We start from the raw sequence: 25,111 nt of genomic DNA, 5'->3' as shown, positions 1-25,111 counted from the left end.
ATGCCTGCCATGAAGAATAACAGCGTATTGTGTACCCTGGTCGCCAGCCTCATGCTGTCTGCCTGTGCTTCAGTTGGTACACCTTATCAGGCTCCTGCTCTGGATACGCCAAAGGGATTTTCGACACAAGGAAAGGTCGGTCCGGTGGACTGGCAGCACTGGTGGCTGTCTTATGATGAACCTGTGCTTGAGTCACTGCTCAGAGAAGCCTATGCCAACAATCAGGACCTGGCGGTTGCAGCGGGGCGTGTTGAAGAAGCCCGGGCCAATGAGGTGGCCGCGCGTGCTGCAAGCTTTCCGGCGGTTGATGCCGTTGCCGGGACAACCAGATCACGCGCCAGCCGCAATAACGGCAAAAGCAGTTCCGGTGCAAACCAGTTTGGTACAGATATACAGTTTGGATTGAGCGCTTCCTATGAAATCGATTTTTGGGGAAAGCTGGCCTATGCAAACCAGGCGGCAAGAGCCAGACTGCTGGCACAGGAAGCTGGCAAGAATATCGTAATGAACACCTTATACGCCAGTGTTGTACAGGCGTATTTCACCATGCTGGCCAATGATGATCAGGTTGAACTGGCCAAAGCGGCGCTGGCAACCAGACAGGAAAATCTGCGTTTGCAGCGCAAGCGTTTTTCAGCTGGCTCCATCGGTGAACTGGATTTGCATGTGGCTGATTCCGAGGTGTCCGCTGCCGAAGCCATACTCAGCCAGGCCCGGCAAGCACAGGCAATTTCAGAGTCAGCGTTGGCCATTTTATTGGGCCGTTCTCCAGAGGCAATAGCCAGACCGGTTATCTTGCGTGGCAAGAAAATTGACGAAATTTATCAGCGTACGGTGTTGCCAGGTGACTTGCCATCTGACCTGCTGAATCGCCGCCCTGACATCATCGCCTCCGAGCAAGCCCTGATTGCCGCGCATGCTGACCTGAACCAGGCAAGGAGCCTGTACTTCCCTCAGGTAAAACTGACCAGCGGCCTTGGCTATGAATCCAGTGTATTGCAGGATTTATTCAAGCCTGCTTCCCTGTTCTGGAGCCTGGCCGGGAATCTGACGCAACCCATTTTTCGCGGCGGTGCCATCGATGCCGTGGTCGCCGGTGCGAAGGCAAAAGAAAGACAGGCTGTCGCGCTTTATGTGCAAAGTGTGCAAGGAGCATTTCGGGATGTACACGATGTGCTCGTCAATCTGTCGGCAGAGCAGGACGTAGCTGCTTCAAGCGAACGTCGTCTGCTGGCATTGAAAGACAGTCTGCGCCTGGCAGAGGTTCGTTATTCGAATGGATATAGCAGCTACCTGGAAGTATTGAATGCACAGCGTGACTTGTTGCAGACCCAGGCCAGCCTGATAGCAACCAAACGTGCTTACCTGGCTGCATCAATCAACCTGTACAAGGCAGTTGGCGGTACCTGGGAGCAAGCAAATGTAGTCGCAGTGCGGTAGCAATCATGTAGTAGCAATCTTGAAGAAGTAGCCATGTAGTAAACCAATAATAGCGTCAATATAGACATAGCCAAACTTGATAGAGGGAATAATGAATTTGACAGACATCCATGTGGTAATCATCGGGGCCGGGCTGGGGGGACTCAGTCTGGCACAGGGCTTGAAAAAAAGAGGTGTGCGTTTTGATGTGTATGAAAAAGATGCGACATCGTACACAAAAAGCCAGAGTTTCCGCTTGAGGATAGACCATACCGGGCAAGAAGCGCTGGCGCAATGTCTGTCCGAAAACCATTACAAACTGTTTGAAAGTACCTGCGGTGAACAGTTTCAGGGCATGCATCGCCTGAATTCAAAACTGGAAAGCACGGTCGACGAATGGATAGCATCCTGGACACCTCCCGCAGAAGAAAGAGATCAGCAGATAAAAGAAGATCTGGCCGCGAACCGCCTCACCATGAGGGAAGTTTTGCTGTGCGGTCTCAAGCGTCACGTCCATTTCGATAAAGTTTTTGTTCAGTATGAAGAAAGGGATGATGGCAAGGTAATTGCCCATTTCTCTGACGGCAGCACTGTGGTTTCGGACGTCTTGATTGCAGCTGATGGCGCAAATTCCGCTGTTCGCAAACAGAAATTCCCACAATTGCAGACTTATGATACAGGGATCGTTTGTATATATGGGAAAACCTATCCTGTTGGTCGAGTCAAAGAGTCTATTGCGAAAATACTGCAAAGCGGTACATCAGTGATCATGGATGATGATCTGGTTGCAGTAGCTGAAAATGTCCATTTCAAGGAGTCGCCTGCGGTATTGGCGGCAGCGCTTGATCTGGACTATGTGGTCAATCCTGTTGACGACTACATTTACTGGGCTGTATTGGGCAAGCGCAAGACTTTTGGTCTGGGTGATAGCGAAAATATCACGATGAGTGTCGAAGACATTAGCCGTCATGTTGCCAATGTGGTAGAGAACTGGAATCCTGCTCTCAAGGCTCTCTTCTCAAACGTTGACATGAATGCCCTCGCGATTGCGCCAATGCGCAGCGCCAGACCGCAAGAACCCTGGGCCAGCAGCAGGGTTACCGCGCTTGGTGATGCGGTCCACCTGATGAGCCTGATTGGCGGTCTGGGTGGAAATACAACCTTGTATGACGCAGCGGTTCTGGCGGACAAGCTGGCAGATGTACAGTCTGGAAAATTGTCCATGCTGGAAGCAATTGCAGGCTATGAAGAAAAGATGCGTGCGCAAAGTACGGCATCCATTCAATCCTCCCTGGCAGGCTCTGAAAAATTGTTCCCGGCTTGATCCGCCGGTTTGGTCCCGGATAGCAGTGTCTCAGGACTGGTGGACGGTAATATTGAAGCAGGCGCAGGCACACTGTTTTGAATATTGCGGTTCGCTAGTCCTGCTCTTCCCGGCCGTGGCGGAAAATCGCAAATAACCGCAGCTTGAAGTCTTGAAGTGCAGACAGGTGCGACAAGAAAAAAAATGCCCGGCCTTGTGAGCCGGGCATTTCATTTCATGGTCAGGCTGGTTCACAGCCATGTCAGGCTATCTTATGGCCACAAAATGTTCTGTTGCCATGTGACGCCAATTTTCTGATAGCGCAAACGTGTGAAGCGGCGTTGCTCACTGGATTGCCAGAATTCGACAACATCCGGCGACAATGTATAGATAGACCAGCTCGGCGAAACAAGATCAGGCTCGTTTGCCATGCGAGCAAGCTGATGGGCGATAGCTGCATCGAGATCGCCCGGATTTTCCATGACCTGGCTTTGTTTTGCAGCCAGTATGGAAGCCCTGGACTTTTCAGGGCGTGTCATGAAGTCACTGGCGCCAGCAGCATGATCAAGTTTGCCTATCTTGCCACGCAAGCGGATTTGTTGCCCTGTTGCAGGCCAATAACAGGTCATCGCTGCATGAGGGAGTCTGGCCATTTGACGGCCTTTGGGGCTGTCTGAATTCGCAGCAAAATGCCAGCCTTGCTCGTTGACGTTCAACACGACGACAGAACGGGCATCAGGCAGGCCATCACTGTCAACGGTCGACAGTGTCATGACATTCGGCTCAGCAACCTGTTCATTGATGGCTGCTTGCATCCAGTCCAAAAATAGGGAATGTGGCGTGGCAGGTGCATTTTCTGTATTGAAATTGCTCAGTTTTCCTGTCAGTGTCTTGATTGATTTCAGGGTTTGATGCACATTTTCCATGGTAATTACCTTGCATTAAATTTGTATCATGAAATACCGAACTGGCTTGCCCTGGCAAGCAGGCGTCGAGCCGCCAGGTAATCTGGGACTTCAACCAGGAAGCCATCAACGATGGCGCCAGGGATCCTTCTTTCACCGGCCGCCACACGGGCTTCATCAAAGGTCTTGACGATCTTGTTTGCCAGCACGACTTCTGCGTGGGTAGGCGTCAGCGTGCGGTTAACTACATCAACGAACTGTGCATTGACAATGGCCTTGGCTTTGTAGCCCAGATTGCGGGTGATCTGCATATCGAGTTCCGCACCTTCATTGTCAACATAGCTATAGGGACAGTCAATTGCCGACACACCTACGGCTGCACATTCGACGATGAAACGCGAACGTACATAATCAAGCTCCCTGCCGGCGCGAGTACGCTGAGAGCCTATATCAGCCACCATATCTTCGGTGGCAACCAGCACGGCTGTTACACGTGGACTGGCTTTGGCAATTGCCATGGTATTGATCAATCCCAGTGTCGTTTCTATATTCGGCACCAGTTCAGTAGAACCTGGCTCTATGCCATATTCTTTTTCCAGGCGAGTGACAACTTCATCCAGGGCTATTACCTGTTGCGGTGTTGCGACCAGGGACATCTGGATAATTTCCGGCCTGGCTTTCATCACGGCCTGCAGGTCATCCACGCCGCCCTTCTCCAATGGATTGACGCGTATGGACGTGGTAATTCCGGCTGCGCGCCATTCTGCCATGACACCGTTACAGATGCGGTAAGCTTGTGGACGCCTCTCAGGCGGAGTAAAAGTTTCCAGTTCCTGAACCAGTACGTCTGCGCCGCTGCGGCAACCGTCCGACAGTGCCTGTTGATCTGCACCTGCAAGAAACAACCAGGAACGACGAAGTTGTGGAGGAAGCCTGTCTGCTGATTTCATTTGTCTGCTCGCTATTGATAAATTGAACGTGTCTGCTGTAAAACCTGCAGGCGCGGGATCACCCGGATACCCTCACCTGTTTCTGTACTCAAAGGGTGTGCTGGTATGCTTCTACACTGGACTTAAAATACTCAGGAACAGTGGTGGTTCTTCCGGAACCATGGTCGAAAGAAACATGGGTGGATGCGCCTTTTGCCATCAAGGTCTTTGCGCTGTCGTCACGGTAGATCTCATATTCGATCTCAAAGCTCTTGCCACCGAATTTTGTTACGCTGGTTTCTACGATCAGTTGCTCGCCCAGTTTGGCAGGAACCAGGTATTCACAAGAACTTTTCACCATGATCTGCGGCACTTTTTCAGTGTAGGGGAGTTCCAGCAAAGTATGCATGTACTTCACATAGGCATGCTGCATGTATTCATAATAAACAGGGCTGCTGACATGACCCATGGAATCTGTGTCGCGATATTTGATCTCGATATTGAGAGGGAAAGGCCTTTTCGACATGCGTATCTCCGGTTGGTTAAGACATATTCCTTCAAATCCCCGGCATTGGCCGGACGGCATTATCAGGAATCATATCCACTGCTGCGCAGCGGGTTTTGATCACCCCAGTTAAGTTCACTAGGCAGACTGGCGTGACATTTGATTGAAAATATTTTTTCTATGCATCTCTTCTGTGCCACCTACGCTGGAAAAACCCAGTGCGTCGCGTGCCAGGGCAGTGATACCACCTTCGTGGTAGCCGACACTGCCATGCAACCTGATCAGGCTGAGTGCGCTATTGATCAAGTCTTCTGAACCGACCAGCTTGGCGATAGAACAGGTCATCAGTGCATCGGGGTGACCATTGAGCAACTGGCTCAGCGCTGCATATGCCAGCCATTTGCTGCGCTCCATACCTATCTTGATATCTATCAGTCGTTTCTGAACATATTGATTGGTATCGATGGACAGCTTGAAACTGCGTCGGCTGCGGCTATAGGCAAGAGCATCGGTCAGAAAAGGGGTAATCACGTTGGCGGCAACCAGTCCGTAATACAGACGGCCAAGTGAGATGATATCGATCAGATCGTGCAGGCCTTCGCCTGGTACGCCGAGTACTTGACTGGGTTTTATTTTCACCGAGTCAAAGCCCAGGCTGCCCGTCGGCAGATCTCTCATTCCCAGTTTGTTGTCTGGCTGGCCGTAAGTTACGCCTTGCTGGCCGCGATCCAATAAAACAAGCGTCGTATTCTTTTTCTCAAGATCGGCAATACGCGTCACCACCAGAATGAAATCTGCAATGGGTGCATGGGCGATATTGAATTTCTGGCCGTTGAGTTCATAGCCGTCACCATGACTCCTGATGGTGGTTTCTATGCTTCTGACATCCGTACCGGTGGTTGGTTCGGCGATTGCCGTGGCGCTCAGATCACCACGCAGGATGGCGGCAAAGTAGCGGTCTTTCTGCGCTTCACTACCATACAGGTTAAGTGCACGCACCATCCCAGCCTGGGCAATGATGGACAGCAGCAAGGCTGGGGCGCGTATTGTGGTTGACAATCCTTCCAGCGCAGCAGTAAACGACCACCAGTCAGCACCCGATCCACCATAAGATTCCGGAATCACTAATTTCCACAGGCCTTCACTGCAAAGTGTTTTCCATCCGGCTTCATCAAATTGATCCAGCGAATTCCCACGGCGAGCATTGAATTGCTCCCCCAAATGTTGATAGCGTGCACGCAATGCTTTCTGTTCTTCTGTCCAATCTAGTTGCATCTTCCTGTTCCCCGTTGTGATGACGATCGCTGCAATCCATGCACGGCACAGTACGGATGGACCGTCCTCTTGCCATGATCAGCGCAGATGATAAGGTTAGCCGCCATCAAATTAGAACTATCATTCGTGTTAGTTCTACAGCGCTGAAACCAGCGCAATTTCCCTTTGCTATCAACTCTATTAGTTCTCAAGCAGTCAACTCGATAGTAGCCTTGTCGCGCTGCAAGACGGCAGATAATTTTCATTTATCAATAGCTTTATCCACGCTTTTTTGGGGGGTAAAGAAAAATGTCTGCACCATATAGTTTCCCTTCAATAATCACAAACACCCTATCCGGAATGAAGCATGATGAGCAAGTTCGAGGCACAGGCACTGCACCCCGTCGAAGGTTTCGGCATCGATACGCAACTTGTAACGCTGGGGCGCAGTCCGGAATTATTTAATGGCTTTGTCAATACGCCTGTCTATCACGGGTCTACTGTTCTTAGCTCAACGGTAAAAGAACTGCTGGGTCGTACCCAGCCATATATCTATGGCAGACGGGGCACGCCAACCAGTGCCGCGCTGGAACAAGCTATTTGTGGCCTGGAAGGTGGTGCCGGCGCAGTGCTTTGTCCATCCGGGCTTTCTGCCTGTACCACAGCCCTGCTTTCGTGCCTCAAGAGCGGCGATCATCTACTGGTGAGCGACGGTGTCTTCGGACCGGTTCGCCATGCCTGTGACACTGTGCTGGGTGGCCGTTTTGGTGTGGAAGTCACTTATTACGACCCCATGGCAGGTGCAGATATTGCCTTGCTGATCAAGAGCAATACCAGGGCTGTGTATGTCGAGGCGCCAAGTTCACATACCTTTGAAGTGCAGGATGTCAGGGCGATCGCGGATGTGGCGCACCAGCATGGAATGATGGTGCTGGCAGACAATACCTGGGCAAGCCCCTTGTTTTTTCAGCCGCATGCACATGGTGTCGACCTGTCCATACAGGCCGGGACCAAATACCTGGTGGGGCATTCTGATGCAATGCTCGGTACGGTATCAGCTTCAGCTGCTGCCTGGCCTGCGCTCAAGGCTCTGCACGGTGATCTCGGTCTGTGTGTCGGCCCGGATGACATTTACCTGGCGCTACGCGGCCTGCGTACTTTGGGTATGCGTATGCGGACGCATCAGGACAACGCACTCGCCGTCGCCGGCTGGCTGAAATCCCGTCCTGAAGTGCGCCGTGTATTGCATCCTGCATTTGACGACTGTCCTGGCCATGTCAATTGGCAGCGCTATTTCAAGGGTTCTTCCGGACTATTTTCAATTGAATTACATGATTTTTCACAAGAGGCAGTGGAGGCTTTTCTTGACGGGCTCAGCCTGTTCGGGCTCGGCTATTCCTGGGGCGGCTTCGAAAGCCTGGCCCTGCCATTTGATGTCAGCGCAATTCGCACAGCGACGCGATGGCAGGCAACTGGTCCATGCATACGTTTCCACATAGGGCTGGAGAGCGTAGCGGACTTGATTGTCGATCTTGAAGCCGGTCTGAACCGCCTGATGGCGACAGATGTACGGAGGCGCGCATGAAGCGGGACGCCATCATGCCGCAACTTGAAAAGCAAGTTGATATAGCACCGGAGATGCTGACTATATGGGGGCGGCGTGATTCCTTCAATGTGCAAAAAGTCATGTGGCTGATTGGCGAACTGGCCATAGAACACAAACGCATTCCTACTGGCGGTGAGTTTGGCGGACGTGATACGCCTGAGTTCCTGGCCATGAATCCGCATGGTCGCATACCCACAATTGCGATCGGCAGCAACATTGTCTGGGAGTCGCACGCTATCTTGCGTTTCCTGGCGGCGCATACCAGGCTTGCACCATTCTGGATTGATGATGCCTATCAGCGTTCACTGTCTGATCGCTGGATGGATTGGTCGCAAACCGTGCTGGAGCAGGACCTGATGATAGGCGTGTTCTGGGGCATGGTGCGAGTCCCGGAAGTGCAGAGAAACTGGAATACGATCAATGAAAAACTGGCGCGCTGCACAGCCCATTTCGAGCTGTTGAACCGCATCCTCGAAAATCGCGATTTCCTGCTTGGTGATGCGATCAGCCTGGCCGACATTTCCATCGGCGCTACCTTGTATCGTTATTTCACGCTGGATATAGAAAGACCGGTCATACCCAATGTGGAAGCCTGGTATGCCCGCCTGAAGGACCGACCTGCCTATCGCGAGCATGTCATGGTCTCGTATGAAAACCTGCGTGGTCGCCCGGATGGTTGAAGTGTGATCTTGAAACAGAGTAGCGGCAGCCAGATATCTGGCTACCGCTTTGCAGCTCTGATGCAATAGCACCAGCTGGCAGAACGATGAGACTATACAAGCTCTATCAGTGATTTGTTGCTGACGCCCTCATGTATATGAGGTGCAGAGATCAGACGCTGGTCGTTTGCCAGCCAGTGATCAAGAAAGCAGTTCAGCCATACCAGGCCGTTGCGGTCGTGCGTCTTGCCGTCCTGCAGCTGGTTCTCGCGACTCTGCGCACCAGGCCAATGGAGTTTGTGTGCGCCCATGGTGGACCAGCGTCGCATCATCTGATAACTGATTTCAGGATGGAACTGCACACCATAGGCGGATGTTCCGTAACGTACTGCCTGATTTTCAAAGCAGGTTCCCACCGCCAATTGTTCCATGCCACTGACACATTCAAATCCTTCGCTATGCCAGTGATAAACACTGCCCGGCCAGTTGAACAGCGCACGACCAGCGGCTGTTGGTTTGATGGGCCAATAGCCGATTTCCACGTAACCGTCTTTGTTGGCTGTTACCTTGCCGCCGAGATGGCGCACCAGCAATTGCGCGCCCAGGCAGATGCCGAGGAATGGCGCCTGCTCGCGCAAGGCCACACCTATCCATTCTGTTTCCTGACGCATCCACTCATCATTGTCGTTGGCACTCATGGGGCCTCCAAACACGATAGCGCCGGCATACGATGCCAGGGTGGGTGGCAGCGTATCTCCAAGAGGTGTCCTTCGTATATCAAGCTCGTAACCACGCTGCGACAACAGCCTGCCGACACGGCCAGGTGTTGAAATATCGCGATGGAGAACAATGAGTATTTTCTTTGGAACGGGTAAATTTTTTGTCGTCATGATGATGAGTTATTCAGGACATGTATGTGGAAATAAAAATGGACAACAGGATGGTGGTCAAGGTGATCGCCAAGAGAAATATCCAGGCAATTCAATTCTTGAAGAGGCGATGAGACGTCTATTTTCACCATCAAGGATACGGCTTGAAGGGTTCGATAGGAACTGATAGAACTGTTAGAAAAAACCAGTTTCATCCCGTCTTTTTGCAGTGAGAATCCATCATCGTTTCAGTTTTTTATTTCCGTTCTTGAGACTTGATTTCTAATAGCTTTGTTAGTATCCACTGCAAAGAAATGCGGGTATCTTTCAGCCAAGTTTGCATTTGTTTTTGCAGACCAATTGATCTTGAACAAGATGAAGATTCTTGTTTGTGACACGCAAATATTATTGGCTGGCATTGATATCACTTGGAGAATTGAGAAATGGAAAAGAACTACTACGACACATCCATAGAGGTTAAATACCGCGACACGGATTCCGTCGGCAACCTGAGCAGTACTGTGTATTACGATTACCTCCAGCATGCCTATCTGCGCTACATGTTCGACTTGCTCGAATTGCCGCGTGAAGAAAAACTGCCGCATATCATGGTGAAGACTGAATGCGAATATGTGATGCCCGCCAAATTTGGCGATGTGCTGACCATCAAGAGCGGTGTTACGAAGTTCGGTACCAAAAGCTTCGAGATCGAACACCTGATGTACAAGAATGCTGTAGGTGAGGGCGAAGCAAAACTGGTTGCCAAAGGCACTTCAAAACACGTCATGTTTGACTACGAAAAGAACCAGTCTGTCGTAGTGCCTGAAGAGTTTAAAAAACGTGTACTGGATTTCCAGGAAAGAGCCTGATCTGATTTTGATTTTTTTTCAAAGGAAAACTGAAGCGCACAGGTTTTCCTTTGTCGGTCAGCACGCAGAAACTGAGTCTGGCTTATACGTTGAAGCCGTACACGTACATGAAAAATATTACGGTTTTTTAGGTGCACCCTCCATTACCGGTGCGAGTTGCGCACTGTTCCCCTATTGAGCTAGGAAAGAAATCATGGACGATTTACAAACAGACGCAGGAGCGTTGGCCTTAACACCTGCCCGCCATATCAACAACTATCGTCTTGCCGACAATTTTGAGGCAAGCGATGGACAAATTTTTATAACCGGCACACAAGCCCTGGTACGTTTGCATTTGATGCAGCGTTCCCTGGACAAGGCACGTGGTTATAACACTGCCGGTTTTATCAGCGGCTATCGCGGATCGCCATTGGGCGCCGTTGATCAGCAAGTCTGGAAAGCCAAAAAACTGTTTGATGAAAATGACATACATTTTTTGCCAGCGGTCAATGAAGAGCTGGCGAGTACTGCCGTATTGGGTACGCAAAGGCTGGAATCAGATTCCGAACGCAGGGTCGATGGTGTGTTCGCCATGTGGTATGGCAAGGGACCTGGCGTTGACCGCGCGGCTGATTCCCTGAAGCATGGCAATGCCTATGGTTCATCAAAACTTGGCGGTGTACTGGTGGTCGCCGGCGATGATCACGGTTGTGCATCCTCATCAATGTCACATCAAAGTGATTATTCCATGATGGCATGGCATATGCCCATAGTCAGTCCCGCCAATGTGACAGAAATCATTGAGTTCGGCTTGTATGGCTGGGCGCTGTCACGCTTTTCCGGCGCCTGGGTAGGATTGAAGGCAGTCTCGGAAAATGTGGAAACCGGCGGTACAGTCAATCTGGATGACATACGTAGTGACTGGAAAGACGTCGACAATTTTGTCCCCCCGGAAGGTGGCCTGCATAACCGCTGGCCCGATTTCCCCAGTATGGCCATAGAACGCCGTCATGCTGCCAAATTTGATGCGGTGCGCCAGTTCGCCCGCGTCAACAGCATAGACAAATGGATTGCACATGGCAGACAGGCAACGATAGGCATCGTCACCAGCGGCAAGGCGCATTTCGATTTTATGGAGTCTTTGCGCAGGTTGAAACTCTCAGTCGATGATCTGGAAAAAGCCGGCGTGCGCATCTATAAAATTGGCTTGATCTACCCGCTGGAAACCACGCGCATTGATACCCTGATAAAGGGTTTGACAGAAATCCTGGTCATTGAAGAAAAAGGCCCTGTCGTCGAAGGGCAATTGAAAGACTATCTGTATAACCGGCCAACCGCTGACCGGCCTGCGGTGCTTGGTAAAACCTGCCAGCATGGACGCCCCTTGTTGTCTGATGTGGAAGAGATGCGCAGTTCCCGTCTCTTGCCCGTGCTGGCTGCCTGGCTGGCTCAGCACAAGCCACAGCTGGACAGATGTGAGCTGGTCCCAAGCCTGATTGCGATGCCGGTTCTGTCGAACAAAAGTGACGCGGTACGTCGTGTGCCTTACTTCTGTTCGGGCTGTCCGCACAATACCTCTACCAAACTGCCGGAAGGTTCGATTGCTTATGCCGGTATTGGCTGCCATTTCATGGCATCCTGGATGGACAGGAAAACATCAGGGCTGATACAAATGGGTGGCGAAGGTGTTGACTGGGTGGCGCAGGCACCCTTCACAAAGCGCCCACACATTTTCCAGAATCTCGGTGACGGTACTTATTTCCACTCCGGTTTGCTGGCCATACGTCAGGCCATTGCTGCCAAGACCAATATAACCTACAAAATATTGCATAACCATGCGGTAGCTATGACTGGCGGGCAGCCTGTGGATGGTCATCTGACCGTACCAAAACTTGCGCGGCAACTGAGGGCAGAGGGTATCAATCGTATCGCGGTCATCAGCGATGACATCGACAGGTTGCTGGAGATTGAGAAAGAATTCCCAGCAGGCGCCAGCTTTCATGATCGTGATGAACTCAATCAGGTACAAACCGAATTGCGTGACCTGCCTGGTGTGACAGCACTCATTTACGACCAGGGCTGTGCTGCTGAAAAGCGCCGCTTGAGAAAAAAAGGACAATTGCCTGCTGCGGCCAAACGTGTTTTCATCAATGAGGCTGTTTGTGAGGGTTGTGGTGACTGTGGCGTGCAATCCAATTGCCTGTCGGTTACCACGACTGAAACAGCGCTGGGCCGCAAGCGCAAGATAGATCAGTCTTCATGCAATATGGATTTATCCTGCGTGGCGGGAACATGCCCCAGTTTTGTGACCGTGGACGGTGCCATCCCCCGCAAGTCAAGAGCAAATGCGGTTGACCTGGATTTCCTGCGGGCGCGCGCTGCCATGTTGCCGTTGCCATCACCACAGCTTGCCGATACGGTGTTCAATGTCCTGGTGACCGGTGTTGGTGGTAGCGGCGTCGTGACTGTCGGGGCGTTGATCTGCATGGCCGCTCACCTGGAAGGCCATGCTGCGTCTGTGCTTGACTTCATGGGCTTTTCGCAAAAGGGTGGGGCTGTGCTGTCACATGTCCGTCTGGCGCGTCATGCCGGCATGCTCAATCAGGTGCGTATTGATACACAGCAGGCCGACGTCTTGCTGGCTTGTGATGCTGTCGTGGCTGCGACCGCAGAAGCACTGCAGGCGATACGACATGGCTGGACACAGGTCGCCGTGAACTTGCACGCAATAGAGAATTCAGACTTTGTGCGCAACCCGGACGCTGACCTGAAATTCAATGCGCTGCTCGATAAATTGCATTATGCCGCAGGACACTCGGATTTCTCGCGTTGCGACGCTCAGGCACTGGCAGAGTATTTTGTCGGCGATACCATCGCATCGAACATCATCATGCTGGGATTGACCTGGCAGCAAGGCTGGATTCCCGTGTCGTTTGAAGCATTGATGCGAGCCATTGAACTCAACGGGGTCGCCGTGGAAATGAACAAACTGGCGTTTTCGATAGGACGTCTGGCCGCAGCCGACCCCGCTGGCCTCGACGGCATGTCACGTAAATCCGGTGAATCACTTGCAGAGCTCGATGACAGCGCCCAGGAGCTGGATGCACTGATAGGGGGGCGCGCACAGTTATTGCAGGCATATGGTGGCGAATCTTATGTCCAGCGTTACCTGAAACTCCTTGACGCAGTACGTCTGGCTGAAGGCACTGCGGACATATCGGGAGAATCACGCCTGACACGTGCAGTTGCCGTTAATTTTGCAAAACTGCTGATGGTCAAAGATGAATACGAAGTGGCGCGTTTGTATTCGGACGGCAGTTTTCACCAGGCGCTGGAAAAACAATTTGAAGGTGTTCCTGGCAAGGATTACCAGATCAACTTCCATTTTGCCCCTCCGGTTATCAACAGCATGGGTGGCGGAACAAAGAAGTTCACGTTTCGTCAGTGGATGTGGCCGGTGCTTAAAGTGCTCTCCATGGCGAGACCCTTGCGCGAAAGCCTGCTTGATCCTTTCCGCCATACTGCCGAGCGCAAGCTGGACCGGGAACTGGCAAATGATTATGAAGCCACCATGAAGCTTGTCCTGGGGCAGTTGTCGGCAGAGAAGCTGCCCCATGCCGTCAACCTGGCTGAACTGCCTGCCAGCATCCGTGGTTACGGCCATGTCAAACTGAAGAACATGGTGTTGGCGAAAGCACGGGAACGCGAACTTTCTGCAAAACTGGGCATTGAATCCGTGCGCAGCAGTATCGTCGTAAAGCACATGCGGGAAGCAGCAAGCAATGGCCGCCTCCTGCGCGGTATACCGGTCGTGAATGGCTGATGTATCTCTGCATCCGTCCGCTACGGGCGGATGCAGGTACTGTAGGACAGCATGATGACGCAGGCGCTGGGTGTTGCGGCAACTCGCACCAGTTGCCCAAGGCGCCAGCAGGCGTCGAAGTAGTTTGGAGGTTTTTCCAGGCTAAGGAAAAAACAAGATGAATCAGGCGGAGATCAAACCTAACATGATCGCCTTGATGACTGCCTGGTGCCTTTGGGTGACATTGAACTTGGTACGTATTTTGTTGAAGTGATAGTTAACACAAGCTTCAGAAATGCTCAGGATACTGCCAATTTCCCAGGACGTTTTTCCTTGTGCATGCCATTGCAGGCATTCTTTTTCCCGACGGCTCAGTTTGGGTACTTCGCTGGTGGCGTCCGGAAAAATGAAGCGGGACAGGGAATCGAATGCCACATCGCGCAATAAGGTGAGCTGCGGCAAGGCGGCGACACCGTCGTTGAGTATAGTTTTTCCTGACGCTGAATCGGTCACGCATGTCAGCATACCAGCAGCGCCCATAGAACCAAGTGGCAGGGTAATACCGGCGTATATTCCATAGATGTTTGCTTCTTCGTATAAGTGGCGTTGCCGTCGCGTCTCAAAGGTGTCGGCATTCCACACCAAAGGTGATTTGCGTTGCAGTGAATGGTTGAAGATGGGATCTATTTCCCAATAGGACTGGGATTCGTAACGGTGCATCCACTCTTTGGCATGATTGCTGTACACATAGGCGTTTTCGTAAGACTTGCTCATGCCACGCAAGAGCGTGAAGTTGATCTGGTCGAAACCCAGCTTGGCCACTTCCGTGGTCAGCTGTGCAAGTGTTTCTGTTTCATCCTTGCTCTCCATGATATGCGCGTAACGCGAGAGACAATCCCCGTGGTTTCGTAAGTTGAATGCTGTACTTTGGTTATCCATGATGAGCCTTGATTAAATGTTTAGTAGAAATTTAACTGGGCGTGACCCCGGCGCCCCCAAAAAAAGTCCCCCCGACTTTTTACAACTGACAAAACGACTGGTTTTTCCGCGTAATGACGAAGCCTGGCATCTGTGGAAATTTCCACTTAAAGCGGAAATGTGCCAGCCGATGTCATCCGTTAGTGCGCGGGAAAAACCAAATCGCTGAGTCTGACTAGGGTGTGGGCGGCCCTGTAACATTCACTAATCATCGCTGCTCAATACTGGAGCTACATTGTGCTGAGCCAGCGACTTTGGCTAGATGTATAAAGGTAGTGCTGGTTATCAGCCTGCCTGCATGCAATTAGTTTCCCTATGGAAATGCATGACTGAATTTAAATAAGAACCAAGCATGTCTTACTCCAAGAACGACTTTGTTTATGCGACGAATGCTATAGTGAAGCCTAAATGTTAAAAAATGATAACTATATTTGGTCTAATTATAATGAAATACGGCCATATCAAAAAGGCAATTGAAGATATTGTTGTTTAACAAAGCAATTGACTTTTTCATGGGCGGATTCTCAGGCGAAAAGAAATTTGCAGCGACTTGTGGGTGCCGTCACTCTTGCACAGGCGGATCAATGCATGGGAAAAGCTCAGATGCACCAAGTTCGTGCCATATAAGCATTTTTTTTCCAGATCAGACGAGGTTACAAATGCTTGCAAAATAAGAACGGCCCGTCAGTATAAAAACCGCGGGGTGATTGATCTGATGGATTTGGAGAAAAACAAAAGGCCAGCCATATCTGGCTGACCTTCTGTTTTTCGTGAATTGAGCTGGCTTATATTCTTGCCGACGCTTTTCGTTCTGTACGGAATATCTTATGCAGCTTCCAGGCTGGGGTAATCCGTATAGCCTTTTGCACCGGGTGTATAGAAAGTCGATGCATCAGGTGCATTCAGGGCTGCGCCCTGTTTGATACGGGCAGGCAGGTCAGGGTTGGCAAGGAAGCTGGTGCCAAAAGCCACGGCGTCGAGCTTGGCATTGCTGATGGCCTGGCTTGCTTCATCGGCGTTGTAGCCCATGTTGCCGACCAGTACACCCTTGTAGTTTGCCCGGGCAATCGACAAGACATCACCAGTCTGCGCCTGGAAAAAGTCAGAACGCATGACATGCAGATAAGCCAGTTTGAAATCATTCAGGCGTGTAGTCAGGTAAGAAATCAAAGCCAGCGGATCACTGTCCTTCATGCTGTTATAGCTATTGATAGGCGACAGGCGCAGGCCAACCTTGTCCGCACCAATTGCAGCGGATACGGCAGTCAGCACTTCAAACAGGAAGCGTGCACGGTTTTCAATTGATCCCCCGTAGCTGTCAGTGCGCTGGTTGGCGCTATCGCGCAGGAACTGATCAATCAGGTAGCCATTGGCGCCATGTACTTCAACACCGTCAAAGCCGGCAGCAATCGCATTTTTTGCACCTTGTGCATAAGCGGCAACAAGGCCCGGGATTTCATCAAGACGCAATTCGCGCGGTACGGCATTCGGGATATTGCCGTTAGGTGTGTGTACTTCAGAGTCGATAGCGATGGCGCTGGGGCCGACGTTTTCCACGCCATTATTGAAGGCTGGTACGGCAGCGCGACCAGCGTGCCATATCTGCATGAAAATCTTGCCGCCCTTGGCGTGCACGGCATCTGTCACGACTTTCCATGCGGCGATCTGGGCATCATTGTAAATGCCAGGCTCAGCATAAAAGGCCGATGTGTTTTCAGCCACCATCGTGCATTCTGTCACGATCAGGCCGGCACTGGCGCGCTGGCTATAGTATTCCGCCATCAGGGCGTTAGGCATGTGGCCGGCGTCAGCGCGTGCGCGTGTCAAAGGGGCCATCAGGATACGATTGGCCAGGGATACAGAACCGGTTTGCAGAGGGTTGAATAGCATTTCTTTTCCTTTATCGGGGCGTGTGGGTAGCAAAAAACAGCAAAATCAAGGTACAAATCACATTACAGCTAAGCCTGGATAAGCAAGGCCTGAGAATTCAGGTATGGCCAACTCAGGATACTTCAAGTAAAAATTAGACTGGTCGTCTATAAAAATTTAACATCCTGCATCATCATTAAAGTGTTCAGTAATACAGAGGTATGTCAGTACTTGCTATCTGGTAGGGGCTGTAAAACCAATCGGGTATGGTCGCAGTACTTCGCCAGACTTACAACTTCAACATCTTGCGGGTCGCCAGCATGGCGCTCTCAAGTGCACTCATGTCACGCCGCATCTTGGTCAGCAAGGCAGCACCCAGCCACATCTGGTACAGAGTTTGGGCGCAATGGTCAGCATCCAGGTCTGCCGGTAGCGAACCATCGGCAACACCTTCACGCATGCAATCTGCCAGCCTGGCAATAATACTGTCCGTACCATGTTGCAAGGCCAGGCGCATGGCTTCAGATAAATCTGACACTTCACCACCCAGCTTCGTCGCCAGGCACTGGCATTGCACGCTTTCGCCCGGGCGCTCAGGTAACCAGCCCTGCCAATAACGCATCAGACGTCTGGCTGCCGGGACAGTGCTGTCCTTCAGTACAAGATCAACAGCGGCCAGGTAGCCGGAAAAATAATCATCAAGCAAGGCTTCGCCGAATAATTCCTTGGACTTGAAGTAGTGATAAAACGAGCCCTTGGGTACCGCAGCTGCCTTCAATACCTCATTGAGACCGACTACAGAAAAACCTTTGCCCAGGATAATGGGCTTGGCTGTATCGAGGATATGTTGCCTGACATCGGTGCGCGGAGTGTTCATGATTTGAATCATAGATTAAATTAGACCAGTCGTCTAGTGTTTTATCTGGAAGGGCCAGCCGTTTTGCATTTTGCCCTGGTGATCAATGTGGGGTGAATCCTGATATTCCTGACCATCTCAACATCGTCGCAGCGCAGGCTGGAGCCCAGCAGCGTTCGTCGATCAACATAACAAGCAAACCGGGTACGGGCGCTGGACATCTTGAATTTTATATACGATAAAACCATGCAAGCTCATTGTTACCGAACCCTCACGCCCCAAAAAACTCCGCATGTATTGCCTGCAAAGCCAGTTTCCTGTCCTCCTGCTGCACCAGCATGTAGGCCGCCACTTCACTGGCGCCGGCAGCCGCGAGGCAGACATGCACGCCAGCAGCAATCGCTGCGGATAAGGCCCGGCTGGCGATCGCCCCGCCGACGTCGGATGCCTCCAGCACACCATCTCCGACGACGGCGACAATGGCCACCGCATCGTTGCGCGATACTTCCACTACACCGGCCAGGTGGTGTTCTACCAGTGCTGCATAGGCTGCATCCAGGTGGTCGCGGGATACCAGGATGTTGATTGCTGTCTGTGCCGTCAGCACACTCTTGATATTGATGCCATTGGTATCAAGGGTATTGGTTACCTGCGCCAGGATGCCGGACTTGAAACCGACACCGGGGCCGTGCAATTTCAAGATTGCCACATCCTCGGTAGAGGTAACGCTCTTCACCACGTCCGCCGTCACCTTGCGCTGGGCATTGATGACGGTGTAAGGTTGCAAGCCGTGTTCAGGCCGGGTGATGTTCAGAATGCGGATAGGGATATTCTGGTCAAACAAAGGCTCGACCGTGCGTGGATGCAAAATCTTCGCGCCAAAGTAAGACAGCTCGGCTGCTTCCAGGTAATTCAACTGGCTGATGGTATGCGGGCTGGCAACTGTGCCAGGGTCGGCGCTGAGAAAGCCGTCAACATCCTTCCAGACGTCAAGCGACTCTGCCCCTATGCAGCAGGCTATCGAAGCGGCTGAATAATCGGAACCGCCACGCCCGAACAAGGTTGCCTTGCCATCACGGTCAACGCCATAAAAACCAGGCACGACGATGACTTCATCCCCTTCCAGAGCCTTGGAAACAGAGGGAGCGCTGAGATCAAAATTACAGGCCGCATTGCCAAATACACCATCGGTGACCAGGCCCATATCTTCCGGCAAGGCTTCGCGCGCCCTGATGCCGCGACACAGCAAGACCTCGGTCAGCAACAGGCTGGACAGGCGTTCACCATAACTGAGGATGGCGTCATTTACAAAAGTAGGCACATCGCCTATGCAATGTATGCCTGTCAGGTAGCGGTCCAGCTGATCCAGGCGAGTCGCCAGTGCCTGCTCTATGCGCAAGCGGTCAGCAGCATCGCTGATATTGGCCTCAAGTATCTGTTTTTTCAGTGCGCGCAAATGCTGTGTGTAATCCTGGCTTTCAGCCAGTGCTGCTGCCGTCCCCGCACCTTCCCTGGCGGCCTGCACGCAGGCAATCAGGGCATTGGTGATGCCATAAAAGGCTGACACCACCAGCACCAGCGGGCGCTGGTAAGCTTGTACGACCTGGACGACCCGATTGATATCTTCAGGCTGGCGCAGGTTGGAACCACCAAATTTGACAACGATTTTTTTCATTACGGTATCCGGAAATAATGCATATGATATCCGCCAACTGTAATGCAGCACCAGATTAAGGTCAACGCGACTGCACCGGTATTCATCTGAGCAGATGGTAAAAACCGGCCATATTCCATCGTTTGAACTGGTCTTGTCAGGTCTATATTAGTGAACTGTAACAATGACCTCAGTTCGCCATGAAAAAATGCCAAGCTCCCGATCACCCCCACTGCACGCATTGGGTGGCCGAGGGCGAAGCTGCATGCGCTGCCGGTCACCTGCAGGCAGCAGGCCAGCACAGGCAGGCATTGCTGAACGCCTCTGCTGATGGCCTGAGGCAAGCTATCCCCCATGCAGCGGACAAGGCACATCTGCATTTCAGCGGTTACGACCCGCGTGCAGCAGGTGGCCGGCAAACCATCAAGCTGGAACTGCCCGTCAGGTTTGCACCGGGTATCAATATGCTGGAAGTACAACTGACTTGTGAACTGCTCGCCGCTGGCATGACAAAGCAAAGATTGTTGCGCACCATGTCTGGCCAATGGCAACCCTTGCTGCTGAGTTTTTCTTCGAGAAACAAAGAACACGGACAATACCCGCTCCAGGTCACTATCCTGCATCAGCAGGACGGCATGGTAAAACGCAAATGGCTATGCACCAGCGTCATCTTTGTCCCGCGCGCCAATGCCACGCTGACAGAAATCCATAGCGTATTCCTGGCCACGCAAAAGAATGTCAGGGTAATGGCAGAAGATGGCGCCATTGCCAGCCTGAGTGGCCTGGGGCAGGCTGGCGGCTATGCACAAGGCAATATGCATATAGAAATCAGCGCCAAAGACGCCGCCATCGCGAAACTCGACATGCGTCCACCTACAGGCAAATATGAAATCGCCCTTGGCGCCGTCGCCTGGGATGAAGAGTTGATTGAAGTAGCGGCCACCAACGCCGCATCTGCGCCACCTGCTACGACTTTGCAAACCAGGCAAATTTCCGGCACGGCCAAAACCGCCGCCATGGCAACAAAATGGGCCAGTCTTATAGTTGACCAGCCGGGGTCACCGTCATATAACAGAATACGGTTATTTGCTCTTGATGAATGGGTACTGGGCCGTTGGGAAGAACAGCAGCCACAGGCCGATATCCTGCTCAGTCACCGCGGCAGCAACGCTGCAGAAAACGCACGCTTAAGCCGCCGCATCAGTGCCCGCCATGCCATCATACGCAGAAATGCAGCAAGTGCAGAACTCATTGACGTATCCCGCTACGGTGTCTTGCTGGATGGCGTCAGCCTTGAGAAAGATAGAGCTTATCCTTTGCGGACGGGGATGCGAATCGAGTTTTGCGCCACCGTCAGAGGCATCGCCATATTGGAAGTGGTGGACATACAAGCACATGTCATCCTGCTTGCAGAAATTGATCAAACGATTGACAGCCATGCTGTTAATAAAACACCCAAAGGCATTAGTAAAGAGTTGCTGTTCTTGCTAACACCTGAAACCCAGCCAATGTCAACAAGTGCAAATTTGCCAGGGCCATCATCCCCGGCATTGCCAGTATTATTTCATTTCCAGGGCGGTTTTTGGCACAGGAACAAGGCGACGCAGCAAGAAACCAGGCTCGATGAAAATGCAGATTTAAGAGTGATACCTGAATTTTCACCGACCTGCCGCTATAGCAGTTTGCCATATGCCGAGATCAAGACATATGGGCTTGGCAGAATGTCCATATAAAAATCTGGACCTGAATCCCCCTTCTATTCATCCTTTTCAAATCGCTCCCCGGTGCTACCATTTTTTCTCGGGTGCAAATTTTATTGACTGCACCCCGCACCTTGCGCAGCGACAGAAGGAGTCTCGCATGTTTAGCATCTTCGGTAATTCCAAACTCACATGCCCCCGTTGCGAGCACAATAATGTCCATGATGCCGTGTATTGCACGCATTGTGGACTGATGCTGAGCAGCCCCAGGCACGATACTATCCTGCGCCAGAATAAATGGCTGCCTAAAGAAAACGAACTTGCCATGTTCTTTGGCGTGCGCCCGCTTGCCAGTATCGTTAAGCAGGGTTTGCATATTCCCGTCAGTGCTCGCGCCTATGTGCTGCAAGATGGCCGGGTGACTGAATTACATGCAGGCGACTATGCCAGAGATGATATGGCCGGCCAGCTAAGCGGGTTACAGACAGAGCAGCCGGCAGAAATCCTGCTGACTCGCCTCAACCCCTTTGCCCTGTTATTCAGTTTTGATGATTTGCATACGTCTGAATTTCTGGCCCTGGCTGCAAAGTTCGTGATCAGTGTCAAAATTACCGATGTGCCAGCCTTCGCCAGACACTTCATGACAGCACCCGGCATCATCACCTGTCAGCAATTGCAACAATTGCTGGAACCCATGGTGCGTAATATTGCCGTTGAATTTTTAGGTGCACAAGCCCTGCGCGAGTTGCAGGACAACCAGCAATTGCGTCCGCAACTCGATGAACGCCTGCTATCCACCCTGAATCTTTCTATTGCCGAATATGGTTTTGCCGCAACCCAGGCAGTCACCCGTGAACTCTGTCATGACAAACTCACCGCTGACAGGGAAAAACTCAGTGAAAAGATAGGCAGCCTGCATCTGGTGATAGATGGTCAGCGCGCCCAGCTTGAACACAGCAAACTGGTCGATGCGCTATACACCAATAGTGAATGGCAAAAAATCGCCAGACAGGAAGAACAGATCCGCCTGCGCTACCGGCGTGAAGAAATGCGCCAGCAATTCGGCAAGGACCTGGGCTGGCTATATCTGCAAGGTCAGCTTGAGAATGCAAAAAAACGCCTGAGCCGCGCCAAGCTGCGCCAGGATGAAAACGAACGCCTGCAAGCCGTCCGCGCCCGCGAGCTGGAACTGTACGCCCGCGTCGTTGACGCGACTACCCGCAAGCAGGCGCTGGAACGCGGCGCAGCAGAAACCGTCAGGGAACTCGAACACAGTTTACAAGGCAAGGCAGAGCAGCGCCAGAACGAAGCCGACCAGTGGCTGCACATACGCACCCTGGCGCGCATCAAGATGCGTTCAGAATCAGAAATAACCCAGTTGCAAGCCAAAGAAGCGGCGCAATTGATGCAGCAAAAAATCCAGCATCAGTTACAAAAGTTCCAGCTTGAACATGAAGTCGCACAGACTGCCCTGATCGCCGACCAGGAACAGCAAAAAGCACAGACAGAAATACTGCGACACAAGAAAAACCAGCTGGCGCGTCGCGAACAGGAGCTCGAAGACGAAGAGCAAAAAGGCCGTCTGATACTGATCAGCATAGAGGCCGAAACCAGAGCGCGCGAATTCCGCCGCATCCAGGCCTGGGAAGAAGAACTGTACCAGCAGCGCCAGCGCGCACTACAACGTGAAGACAGCATCAGCGATGTTGAAACCGAGTTCAAGCTGAGCCAGGTACAGGAAAAAATCAACGCCATCAAACGCGGTGACAGCCAGGCCGACGCCATGGCTCAGCATGAAAAATTGCTGGGCACGCTCAAAGCCCATGCCTTGTTTGAACAACAGACACAACAGCAAAACCATGCGGCGACACTGGCGCAGGTAGAGGTGGAAACCCTGAGACAACAACTCCGGCACCAGGACGATGAGCGCCGCTGGCAAAGAGAATTGCAGCAGGCAGAAGCAGAGCGCGCCGACAAATTTGCACGATTGAATCTGGAACGCGAACAACGCCAGGCAGAACTGGCCCAAGACGCCCTGCTGGCCCGTATCGCCATAGAACGCATGAATGCCATCGCCAACTTCAGTGAAACCGGCAAAATCGCTACCGCCGATGCAGCCAATGCCATCGCGCTGGCCGAGATCGTCAAAGTCCAGGCGCAGGCGAGCCTGACTGCTGAACAAGTCCTGGCCATGCAGGCCGGCAGTTCACAGCATGCAGCCCAGGCCATGGCCGCCATCGCCTCCACGCAGCAAGGCCTGAGCTGGGAACAGACCGTCAAGATGCTGCAAGAACGTATCAGTGATGAGCGGGAACAAAGAGAAGCCGACCAGCAAAGACGGCATGAACTGGACCTGAGTATGGCGCAAAATACGTCCAGACACACAACACAGCATGGTCACGCAGGCAGAAAATGACAATGTAACCGCAGATGCAGAAGCGTCAGAGCAGGACAAAAATTGACATCGCATCTTACCCTCAAGACCAACAGTAGCCTTCACCACAATGCAAACGCCATTACAAAAAATCCGTGAATTGCGCGCGTTGCTTGATGAAGGGCTGCTGACAGAAGACGAATTCAAACAACGCAAGAACGCCATACTTGACCGGGAGCTGGCTCCTGCTGACAGCAAGCCGCCAAAAAAAGACGGCAACACCGCAACCGGTACCGACCTCGGTTTTCTCGCCGGGCAGGAAGTCGGTGGTGTCTCCAAACGCTATCGCCTGGAAAAACTGCTGGGGCAGGGCGGCATGGGCCAGGTGTGGCAAGCCAGTGACCTGGTAACCCAGGCAGAACTGGGCTATAGCGAAACACTCGCGCTCAAGATACTGCCGCCACAGCTGACACAAAGTGGCATCCACGCCCGCCTGCTGGTGGAAGAGGCATCACTGGTACGCCGGCTGGCGCATGAACATATCGTCCGTGTCTATGACTGGGCACGCGACCCGGCCACCGGCAGTTATTTCATCATCATGGAATATCTGGATGGGCAGGACCTGGAAAGCTACCTGTTCACCCACCAACGCTGCACCTGGCAACAAGTGCTGGACATGCTCAGCCCTGTGGCCGACGCACTGCATTACGCCTGGAACAAACACAAACTTGTTCATCGCGATTTAAAACCGAGCAATCTGCTGCTGACCAGGGCGGGTGATATCAAGCTGCTTGATTTTGGCATCTCTGCCCGCCTGCGCAGCCATACCCAGGCCGGGCTCAATACAAGCACCGCGCCGGGCGGCATGACGCCTTCACGATCCCCGTTTGCCGGTACGGCAGGTTATCGCGCGCCGGAGGCAGGCAGCCAGCAGCACAACCCTGGCCTTGATGTGTATGCCGTCGCCATCATGATTTACCAGATGCTGGAAGCCGCCATGCCCTTTGGTGAATACCGCCATCCGCAGCACCACCCTCTGCCACCTGCTGCACTCAATGCAGCGCAATGGCAGGTATTGCAAAGCGGGTTTGCCATGCAGCCAGAACAACGGCCAGCCAGCGTACGTGCCTTGCTGGATGCCATGCAGGCAGCAGCGGGATCACTCGGCGTTGGTGCAACAAACAACATGGCTGCTGACATCAAGATACCAGAGATCAAAGAATCCCCACTGGAAGCCGCCGCCCGCCAGCGCGCAGAACAAAGACGGCAACGCAAGGAACTGGAAAAACAAAGACGCCAGCAAGCCAGCGCCGCCCTGCACGCACTCATCGCCAGGCAAAACTACTTGCGCGACATGGAAGATGCCCAGCGCCGCCAGAAAGAAGAACAGTTACGTCTGCAAAAAGAACGCCGTGAAGAAGCGCAGGAACAGCGACGCCGGCAAGAAGAAGCCGTGGCTGCTGCGATGGACGTAAGCGGTGCCACGGACACCACCATCACCTGGGAAGAAGCACAGCGTTACCTCGCTGCTGTCAGCCGTACCAGCGGCTCGGACCATGGGCAGATGCCCGGTATTTAGGC

General features: G+C 52.4%; 18 protein-coding genes. 9 read left to right on the top strand and 9 right to left on the bottom strand.

The annotated features are described in order from the left end of the window. Both LZ463_RS03570 and LZ463_RS03565 read left to right on the top strand, forming a co-directional pair. A complete protein-coding gene (locus LZ463_RS03570; RefSeq protein WP_241453899.1) occupies positions 1–1,440 on the top strand; it encodes an efflux transporter outer membrane subunit in 1,440 nt (479 codons plus the stop codon). 91 nt (positions 1,441–1,531) lie between these two features. Further along, a complete protein-coding gene (locus LZ463_RS03565; protein ID WP_241453898.1) occupies positions 1,532–2,743 on the top strand; it encodes an FAD-dependent oxidoreductase in 1,212 nt (403 codons plus the stop codon). A gap of 251 nt (positions 2,744–2,994) precedes the next feature. On the opposite strand, the gene LZ463_RS03560 is transcribed toward LZ463_RS03565, so the two are convergent. The 4 genes from LZ463_RS03560 to LZ463_RS03545 all read right to left on the bottom strand — a co-directional run bounded on the left by LZ463_RS03560 (position 2,995) and on the right by LZ463_RS03545 (position 6,336). Continuing rightward, on the bottom strand, positions 2,995–3,648 hold the full coding sequence (locus LZ463_RS03560; RefSeq protein WP_241453897.1) for a pyridoxine/pyridoxamine 5'-phosphate oxidase: 654 nt from the start codon (positions 3,646–3,648) through the stop codon (positions 2,995–2,997). A 26-nt stretch (positions 3,649–3,674) separates the two neighbouring features. Next, on the bottom strand, positions 3,675–4,577 hold the full coding sequence (locus tag LZ463_RS03555; RefSeq protein WP_241453896.1) for an HpcH/HpaI aldolase/citrate lyase family protein: 903 nt from the start codon (positions 4,575–4,577) through the stop codon (positions 3,675–3,677). Between the two features lie 88 nt (positions 4,578–4,665). Next, positions 4,666–5,082: an acyl-CoA thioesterase gene (locus tag LZ463_RS03550; RefSeq protein WP_241453893.1), complete on the bottom strand. Its 417-nt coding sequence runs from the start codon at positions 5,080–5,082 to the stop codon at positions 4,666–4,668. Positions 5,083–5,199: 117 nt separating this feature from the next. Next, positions 5,200–6,336 (bottom strand): acyl-CoA dehydrogenase family protein, encoded by a 1,137-nt coding sequence (locus tag LZ463_RS03545; RefSeq protein ID WP_241453892.1) that lies wholly within the window; start codon positions 6,334–6,336, stop codon positions 5,200–5,202. Positions 6,337–6,682: 346 nt separating this feature from the next. Here LZ463_RS03545 and metC point away from each other — a divergent pair, with 346 nt between their 5' ends. Both metC and LZ463_RS03535 read left to right on the top strand, forming a co-directional pair. Beyond that, a complete protein-coding gene (gene metC / locus LZ463_RS03540; protein WP_241453891.1) occupies positions 6,683–7,900 on the top strand; it encodes a cystathionine beta-lyase in 1,218 nt (405 codons plus the stop codon). Next, positions 7,897–8,601: a glutathione S-transferase family protein gene (locus tag LZ463_RS03535; protein ID WP_347176239.1), complete on the top strand. Its 705-nt coding sequence runs from the start codon at positions 7,897–7,899 to the stop codon at positions 8,599–8,601. The genes metC and LZ463_RS03535 overlap by 4 nt, the downstream gene beginning before the upstream one ends. A 92-nt stretch (positions 8,602–8,693) precedes the next feature. On the opposite strand, the gene LZ463_RS03530 is transcribed toward LZ463_RS03535, so the two are convergent. Beyond that, positions 8,694–9,470 carry a glutamine amidotransferase gene (locus tag LZ463_RS03530; RefSeq protein WP_241453886.1) on the bottom strand — a complete coding sequence of 259 codons (777 nt, stop codon included), beginning with the start codon at positions 9,468–9,470 and terminating at the stop codon, positions 8,694–8,696. Between the two features lie 422 nt (positions 9,471–9,892). Between LZ463_RS03530 and LZ463_RS03525 the strand changes: the two genes are divergently transcribed. Further along, positions 9,893–10,318, top strand: coding sequence for an acyl-CoA thioesterase (locus LZ463_RS03525; protein ID WP_241453885.1), 426 nt, complete (start codon positions 9,893–9,895; stop codon positions 10,316–10,318). Between the two features lie 193 nt (positions 10,319–10,511). Then, positions 10,512–14,120, top strand: a complete 3,609-nt coding sequence (locus LZ463_RS03520) for an indolepyruvate ferredoxin oxidoreductase family protein (RefSeq protein WP_241453883.1) — start codon at positions 10,512–10,514, stop codon at positions 14,118–14,120. A 162-nt stretch (positions 14,121–14,282) separates the two neighbouring features. Here LZ463_RS03520 and LZ463_RS03515 read toward each other — a convergent pair whose 3' ends face one another. From LZ463_RS03515 to LZ463_RS03500, 4 genes are all read right to left on the bottom strand, one after another. After that, positions 14,283–14,969 (bottom strand): autoinducer binding domain-containing protein, encoded by a 687-nt coding sequence (locus LZ463_RS03515; protein WP_241453882.1) that lies wholly within the window; start codon positions 14,967–14,969, stop codon positions 14,283–14,285. Between the two features lie 933 nt (positions 14,970–15,902). Beyond that, positions 15,903–16,967, bottom strand: a complete 1,065-nt coding sequence (locus LZ463_RS03510; protein WP_277623923.1) for an alkene reductase — start codon at positions 16,965–16,967, stop codon at positions 15,903–15,905. Between the two features lie 268 nt (positions 16,968–17,235). Next, positions 17,236–17,823 carry a TetR/AcrR family transcriptional regulator gene (locus LZ463_RS03505; RefSeq protein ID WP_241453880.1) on the bottom strand — a complete coding sequence of 196 codons (588 nt, stop codon included), beginning with the start codon at positions 17,821–17,823 and terminating at the stop codon, positions 17,236–17,238. A gap of 250 nt (positions 17,824–18,073) precedes the next feature. Then, positions 18,074–19,477: an aspartate kinase gene (locus LZ463_RS03500; protein WP_241453878.1), complete on the bottom strand. Its 1,404-nt coding sequence runs from the start codon at positions 19,475–19,477 to the stop codon at positions 18,074–18,076. Positions 19,478–19,656: 179 nt separating this feature from the next. Between LZ463_RS03500 and LZ463_RS03495 the strand changes: the two genes are divergently transcribed. The 3 genes from LZ463_RS03495 (at position 19,657) to LZ463_RS03485 (ending at position 25,109) form a co-directional block, all read left to right on the top strand. Next, complete coding sequence (locus tag LZ463_RS03495; protein WP_241453877.1) at positions 19,657–21,189, top strand: FHA domain-containing protein; 1,533 nt, start codon at positions 19,657–19,659, stop codon at positions 21,187–21,189. A gap of 127 nt (positions 21,190–21,316) precedes the next feature. Then, positions 21,317–23,572 carry a zinc ribbon domain-containing protein gene (locus LZ463_RS03490; protein ID WP_241453876.1) on the top strand — a complete coding sequence of 752 codons (2,256 nt, stop codon included), beginning with the start codon at positions 21,317–21,319 and terminating at the stop codon, positions 23,570–23,572. Positions 23,573–23,660: 88 nt separating this feature from the next. Continuing rightward, positions 23,661–25,109, top strand: a complete 1,449-nt coding sequence (locus tag LZ463_RS03485; RefSeq protein ID WP_241453874.1) for a protein kinase domain-containing protein — start codon at positions 23,661–23,663, stop codon at positions 25,107–25,109. Positions 25,110–25,111 lie beyond the last annotated feature (2 nt).

It is taken from the genome of Undibacterium paludis (genome assembly GCF_022568815.1).
GTDB lineage: Bacteria > Pseudomonadota > Gammaproteobacteria > Burkholderiales > Burkholderiaceae_D > Undibacterium.
This window is presented reverse-complemented; position numbering and strand designations above follow the sequence as displayed.